4 protein-coding genes are annotated in these 7,119 nt (G+C 65.0%); all 4 read right to left on the bottom strand.

What is annotated here, in order from left to right:
- Positions 1-174: 174 nt before the first annotated feature.
- From ACFV6H_RS37445 to ACFV6H_RS37430, 4 genes are read right to left on the bottom strand one after another with little or no spacing between them, the layout of a single operon-like run.
- Positions 175-1,011 carry a phosphoadenosine phosphosulfate reductase family protein gene (locus ACFV6H_RS37445; RefSeq protein WP_363173697.1) on the bottom strand — a complete coding sequence of 279 codons (837 nt, stop codon included), beginning with the start codon at positions 1,009-1,011 and terminating at the stop codon, positions 175-177.
- Between the two features lie 2 nt (positions 1,012-1,013).
- On the bottom strand, positions 1,014-4,583 hold the full coding sequence (locus tag ACFV6H_RS37440) for an ATP-binding protein (RefSeq protein ID WP_385551308.1): 3,570 nt from the start codon (positions 4,581-4,583) through the stop codon (positions 1,014-1,016).
- Positions 4,580-5,677: a DUF4007 family protein gene (locus ACFV6H_RS37435; RefSeq protein ID WP_385551306.1), complete on the bottom strand. Its 1,098-nt coding sequence runs from the start codon at positions 5,675-5,677 to the stop codon at positions 4,580-4,582. The genes ACFV6H_RS37440 and ACFV6H_RS37435 overlap by 4 nt, the downstream gene beginning before the upstream one ends.
- A gap of 57 nt (positions 5,678-5,734) precedes the next feature.
- Entirely contained in the window at positions 5,735-7,075 is a 1,341-nt protein-coding gene (locus tag ACFV6H_RS37430; protein WP_385551304.1) for a cysteine desulfurase family protein, read from the bottom strand.
- Positions 7,076-7,119 lie beyond the last annotated feature (44 nt).

The following is a 7,119-nucleotide window of genomic DNA, read 5'->3' as shown; positions in this document are numbered from 1 at the left end:
TCTCCACCCTGGAACGCGGAATCCGCCGAGACGACGACCTCGCCCACACCTACCGCAACTGGCTCCAAACCGCTTGACGAACAATAGGAGCATCAGTCGGTGCGATGAGACGAAAGTAGGCCCCGATAGTGATCAACCATCACCATCGGGGCCTACTAGGGAACTTGGGGTCAATCAGAGGTGACAGACCGAGCAGCCGGCCTCGTCGTCATCCGAATCCAAGGCGTCGGACAGGACCTCCAGCAGCGGCCGGTTCGGCTTCACGCGCTTCGCAGCACGATCGAGCGCATCCTGATGCTTCGCCTCGATGTCTTCCCGACGCTCTATCAGCTGGTGCAGTGACTCTCCCTGTGACCAGGTGTAGTCGCGCCCCTGCATGGCGGTCCCTTGGTGCCGGATTTTCTCCTCGTACGCCACGGCCTTGTCGAACAGCTCGGGGTGACGATCTTTCAGCCCGACCCACTCGTGCTTGCGCTGGAAGAAGCAGAAGTAGCAGCCGGAGCGGGTGCGCCACTCGTAGTAGCCCGGCAGTCCGGTGCCGGCCTCGTCGAGGATGCGACCGACGCCTTCGCGGTCGATGCCGTCCTCGCGGAACGGGAAGACTGCGGTGATGTTGGGCTTGGTACTGACGTAGCCGAGCCTGTTCTCGTCCGCGCGGATGGCGACGTAGGAGATCACCTCGTCCTCGCCGACCCATTCTTCCAGCGGCTTGATCTTCAGATTCTTGGTGCACCAGCGCATCTGGGGGCTCGGCAGCGTGCCTTGGTAGACCTCCAGCCAGTGGTCGAAGTCCCGGTCCGTGTTCAGCCTTGTGATGGGCTTGCCGACCGCTGCCTCAAGCTTGTTGAGGTACTCGTAGGTCTCCGGCAGTTCGGCCCCGGTGTCGCAGAAGAAGTACTCCATCTCCGGCACTCGGTCACGCATGTAGATCGCCAATGCGGAGGAGTCTTTGCCGCCGGACAGGCCTAGGACGTGCCGGACCCTCTTCTTGGGAGTGGTGTCATCGGTCATGGTCACTCCGTCCTCTCGACTGCGGTGTTGGTAGCGGGCTCGGTTACGCGCTGGGCGAGGGCGGCGAGCAGAATGCGGGCGCCGTCCGGACCGAGCATGTTCCTAGCTTGCTCCAGGACACTGACAGCGAGGCTTTCGGCCTCCTGCCGGGACTGCTCCGGGACGTAGATCAGCGTCCGCTGTTCGACGCCGTCGTTGTCCGTCAGAGTGAGAAGCCGTGCCTGGAGGTTCTCGGTCTGGTCGGTGTTCTGTTCGCGGTTCTCGTAGAGGTGGCTGACCCGGTCGAGTGCGGCAGCCATCTCCTTGACGCGTCGGGAGAAGACGGCCGCGTCGTTGTCGGACCAGTCGCCGAGGGCTGAGTTCGACAGCCGGACGATCAGTGGATCGAGCCAGTCATCGTCCGACAGGTACTCGTTGAGCGCGATGGAGACGAAGCCCCGCAATTCCAGGCTCAGGGAGATGCCGGCGAAGCCCTTGAGCCGTGCGGCAAGCTCACGGCGGAGCTTCGGCAGCGAGGAGGGGACACGGAACTCGCGGCTGATGGTCTCGACGACCTCAGCACGCAGTGCCCTCTCCGCCCCGGAGAGTTCCTCCGCTGCGGCAGCGAGCCGTTCTGCGTAACCCTTGTTGCCGCTGCTGCTGATCCGAGCCTCGGGGCTGATCGGGTCGAGCGCCAAGGCCTGCGGCAGCGTGTGGAAGAGCAAGTCGTCCGGGTCCTGAGCTGTGAGCAGGGCGGTTCGGACAGCGATGGCGTCCTGGCTGATGCGTTTGGTGCGGCGGGCGTAGGGGGTCAGGACCATCACGCGCTCCAGCAGCGCTCGGGTCACCGCGAGCAATGCTGGATTGCGGAGAGTCTGAGAGCGTGGAGAGTCCACCTTCAGCGCAAGTGACAGGTTCTTTACGACGCTCTGGCGCAGGCCGTCTCCGAGCGGCGTGGACTTCACGGAGAAGCGCTTTGGCGCCTTAAGCATGCGCTCGACGATGTCGGGCGTAAGACGGGGCAGGTATGTGCCCTCCTCGAACAGCGCGACATCCTGGCTGCGCAGGATCAGTGCAGTGACCACCAACAGCGGCACGGCGCCGGCCTTGACGCCATAAGGCGGCACCATCAGGGCGCGGAAGATCTCGTCGAGATTGGTGCGCTTGCTCGCTGCGGTGAGGTACGCCTCCAGGGCCTCCCAGACCGCGAGGGTGTGCGGGTGGGAGTCGCCAGGACGGGAGAAGCCGTAAGGGAACAAGGAGGTGGAGGAGTCGTCGGCGGGGGTGCCCGTGTTCTCCCGGTGCAAGCCCATGTATTCCAGGGCCCCGCTGTACATGGCACGCTCGGCTGGGTGCTTGGCGATACCGAGATATCGCTCGCCAGACTTCAGCAGCATCGCGGTGAGCAGTTCGCGGCGGGCCTTCGCGCCCTGGCTGGTGAGTTCGTGGCGGCCGAGCATTTCATTGCGGATGTGCGGGGTAGCTGAGAAGACCCGGTCGCAGGCGATCGAGGCCAGGCCGCTGAGGCTGCGGCCCTCGATCACTTCACCTTCGTTGTCGTCGGCGGAGATCCCCGAGCGCCACAGCCGCCAGGTCGCACGCTGGGTCTGCGGATAGAAGGCTGCGTCGAGGAGTTCCAATAGCTCGCGTTTGGCCCCTGTCGTGCGTTCCCTGATCTCACGCAGGGCCACTGGGTCCAAGGACTTGTCGAGCAGTAGCTCCTGGAGGGCTACGAGGTAGGTCGCAGCGCTTACGACAAGTTCTGGTTCCTTGGTGACACCGAGGACCACCGGCAGCGAGGACTTGACCACGGGTCGGTTCTCGGTCGTGCCGAGGTGGAAGACGAGTAGCCCGTCAGCGTGGTCATTGAGCTCGTCAGGGCCCTTGACGTTTTTGGTCTCGGGACCGGTGACGCGTGTGAACAGGGCGCGCATCATCCCGGTGACCTGGCTGTGGCGGCCGGCGGTGAGCGCCTGCGGAAGGTACTCGCCGAGCCTTTGGATGACATACGTGCTGTCGAGATGGTTGGTGATGTCCTTCAGACGGCCGTCGATGTCGACGTCCGTGCCGAGCCATGCCCTGTACTCGCCGTTGAACTTACGGTGCACCAGGAAGCCCCGGTCGACCAGGCTTTGCAACTGCTCCTCAAGGGCGGCGAAAGCCTTTGCGTCCGCCCCGTCGGACGGCTCGTGCAGCGCAAAGTAGATCATCGCGGAAGTCGCTCGCAGAGCACCGTCCGAGTCGATCAGATTCAGCATGCCGATGGTGCGCAGCAGGTTCTGATCGGCCGTGGACAGTCCGTTGGCCTCGGTGACCCTGGCTTCGATTTCGATCCAGCGTCCTGCGTTGGTGGAGGCCAAGAGGGAAGTACGGCCGGAGTCGAGGAAGAAGTCGTACAGCTGCGGCAGCTGGATGGTGCTGGCCCGCCGCGGTTCGGCGAGGGAGAACAGGTCCAGCGAGCGGCGGACCGTGTTGGGCTCGTCGCTGTTGAGGAAGTTCGTCAGGCTGCGGTCGTGCTGGCCGATCTGAGCTGCGAGGAGAGGGGCCGCGACTGCGGTCAGCGGGTGCAGCGGGTACAGGTCCGCAAAGTCCCGTGCCTTGAGGTCAACGACGGTGTTGAGGCCGTGCCCCTTCCAGGCCTCCTCGGCAGCCTCTGCCTGGGCCCGAATCAGCTTCTGACTGGCCTCGGGAGCAGCGGACTGGTCGAGCCGGCGGCGCATCAGCTGGACGGCGTCGCCGATGTGCGGGGTGAAGGTGATGTCCTCGAACCGGCCCTGGATCTTCGCCCACTCGCGGGTCTGCAGCTCGCTGGAGCGGGCGGCGTAGTCCATGAACGACATGTGCTGCAGCGTCATCATGAACAGCGGCAGACCCTGGTCGCCGGCGCTTTTCTCAGCGAGTTCCTGCAGCAGGAACAGGTCGTCCTTGGTGCTGGCGAACTCGCTGTGTCCGGCAAGGTGCTCAAGGGTCTTGCCGAACTCGTCGATGACCAGCAGCAGCGGCTGCAGCGCGCACAAGGCCTCGACGGCGGTCAGGATGTCCTGCGGCGACGTGGTTGCGGGGTCTGTGCAGGCGGCAAGAGCCGCAGCGACTGCCTTGGGCGGGCGGGTCTTCCAGCGGCGTTGAGCAGCGGTGTAAAGAGCCCGCGACAGCGTCGCGACGAGCGGCTCGCGGCGGGCTGTGGCGACGGCACCGAGAAAGCCAGCCGGGGCGAGCCGCTCCCGGCCAGCGGGCAGACGCTTGGCGAGGCTGGGGCTGGTGGCGCCGAGCAGGGACTCCGCTTCGGTACGGCGGACCTTGTCATGGCCGAGGAGCGCATCGATGAGGTTGGTCAGGGTGGACTTGCCGGAGCCGTACGGCCCGGTGAACGACCAGGACCGGGGGCGGCGCAAATTGCCGAGGGAACTCGTGACGCGTTCGAGTACATCGACGGCCCGCGTGCCCATGTAGAGAGAGTGCAGCTCGGTTTGGACGTCGCGCTCAAGATTGGTCGAGCGCATCTGAGAGCCGACCAAGGCGATGCCGGTGGGGAACTGCGGGCCACCGGGGTTCTTACCGGCGGCGCTGCGCCGTGTGGGGGTCACGGTGGTCACACGTTCTCCTCGGTCAGGGCGAGCTGCGGCTCGACGGCGTCCTGGCTCTTCAGCTCGCGCTTTTCGGCGTCCGCGAGCTTGGGGTACTCGCGTGCCCACTCTTCGCGGGTGGGGAACCTCGGCCGTGAGCGGACCTTGTCGTACTGATCGTCCAGGACGTCCCAGGCCAGCTCGAACGGATCAGAGGAGAACGCGAGGCTGCGCTGTCCGATTGCCTCGACGATCTGAAGGCCCGGATGGTCACCGGAGACTCTCTCCAGGGCGGCGGAGATATCCGGTTCGCGGATACGGAACGCCCGGCCGGGACCCCCGTGTTCGTTGGCGAGGCGGGCGAGCGAGATGGAGCCGGCGCCGCGGGTCGTCCGGGCCGCGTAGTCCAGGCAGGCGTACGCCACGATCCGGGCCGGCAAGGACGTGCGAACGCCGGTGGTGAACTGCCATTCCATCTTGCCCCGCTGCCCAACTTGCTCCAGCAACCCGAGTTCACGGAAGGGACAGGCGAGCAGGTCCTCAAGCGCGCCTGGCGCACCGATTTTCCCTCGGGGTGCGGGGGCGTACATCTTGGTGATGCAGTCGACGTCCTTGGAGATGGAGGCCTCCACCGGCCCTTCGCGGAAGGACAGATTGACGTGACGCACGATCAGCTGTGTCAGATCCTCCGCTGTGAACCGAGAGAACGGCGCGATGTGGAAAGCGACATACCAGGCCGGAGCCCAGCTCTTGGCACCCGGTCGGGAGCAGAGAAGCCACCAGTGCAGCAACCACAGACTGCCGGGCTCTTCCAGATAAGGGTCGGCTCCGTCCTCGTCGAGCAGCCACCGTGCCTCCCACGTCGGGTACGACAACATGGCACGCGAATTGGTGTCGTCGCCGTAGTACTCACGGGTGAGCTTGAACGCCCGGGACCAGTAGCGCATCGAATAGACCATGTTCTTGCCGACGCCGAGCTGCACCGGAGCGTCATCCGCGAGGAACGTCTCCGGGTTGTCCTTCACCTGCATGTACGCCTTGTGGAGCCACCCAAAGCGCGGCGCGAACGTCTCATGGCGCGCGAAGGAGGAGTGAGCGGCTTCCGCGAGCCGAGTATCTGACATGCGGGGTTTCTCCGTGTCCGTTCAGGTTTTATTGAGTTTCAAGGCTGTTGCGTGAAATCAGATCGGGACCGACAGGAGTCTTCGCACCTTCCGAACGGCCCGGACGATGGAGGGAACAGCCCGCTCGACATCACGCTCCGTGGTGGCGTACCCAAGGGAGAACCGGACTGTGGAGTCTGCCTCTTCCCGGCTACGCCCCATCGCCAGGAGCACATGGCTCGGGCTCGGTGCCCCAGAGGAGCACGCACTCCCCTCGGAGGCAGCCACATCTGGCATCGCGGTGAGGACCGCATCGGCAGGGGCCCCGTGGAATGTGACGCTGGTAACGCCGGGGAGTCGGCATTCGAGCGCACCATTGATCCGGCAATCGCCGAGTTGCTCAACGAGGGCACTCTCCAGCAAGTCACGGAGGCGCGTGACCCGGGCGCTCTCTTCGGAAACACCGCGGTGGGCCGCTGCTGCCGCTGCTCCCGCACCCGCGATGCCGGCGACGTTGAGCGTCCCGGCCCGCCAACCGCGTTCCTGCCCTCCGCCGAAGAACAGCGGGTGGTAAGGAAGAGAGGTGCCGCGGCGGACAAAGAGAGCGCCCACTCCTTGCGGGCCGCCGAACTTGTGAGCTGACAGAGACAGCAAGTCCACATCGACCTCGGCGAGGTCGATCGGCAGTCGTCCCACCAACTGTGTGGCGTCGGTGTGGAAAAGAGCCCCCGCCGCATGTGCCGCTTCCGCGAGGGGCGCGAGGTCGGTCAAGACGCCCGTCTCGTTGTTCGCGGCCATCAGTGAAACGATCGCTACGTCACCCGCCGACAGGGCGGCATGGAGGCCGTCTAGATCCACCAGGCCGTCCGCATTCACCGCCAACAGCCTGAGTGCATTGGGCGCGTTCGCCGTAAGGTTCTTGGCGGTCTCCAGCACTGCGGGGTGCTCGACCGTGCTCGAAATCACAGTCCCGCCGGCGCTGTACGCAGCTCGCAGCGCAAGATTGTTGGCTTCAGTGGCTCCAGAGGTGAAGACGATCTCGCCAGGAGAGCAGTTCAACAGATCAGCGACTTGGCGGCGGGCCTCGTCGACCCGCTGTGCGGCGTCGCGGCCGGAACGGTGCGTACTTGACGCGTTACCCACTGTCTGCATCGCGGCGAGAGTGGCCTCTCGTGCTTCGGGTCGCATGGGTGCCGTGGCGTTGTAATCGAGATAGGCCAGACCTGAACTGAGTGACTGTTCTGTCACAATCCACCCCGCTTCTCTCTGGTCCGCCTGCCCTACTGGTGGCTGCTCGCGACGGTGCGGCAGCTTCCACCAGTTGTCAACGGCGATCCTAGCTGTCGACGGATGCGGGTGGGATGCAGGCACGGCTTTCGCTCGTTTGGTGAGCGCAAGTGACTGGTGCTGATTGAACATATGTTCGCATCATGGTCGCTTCGTGGCCACCTGTAAGAGCCATA

It is taken from the genome of Streptomyces sp. NPDC059743, assembly GCF_042732975.1.
Lineage (GTDB): Bacteria > Actinomycetota > Actinomycetes > Streptomycetales > Streptomycetaceae > Streptomyces.
Note: the sequence above shows the minus strand (reverse complement) of the source record. Positions and strands in the feature narration are given on the sequence as shown.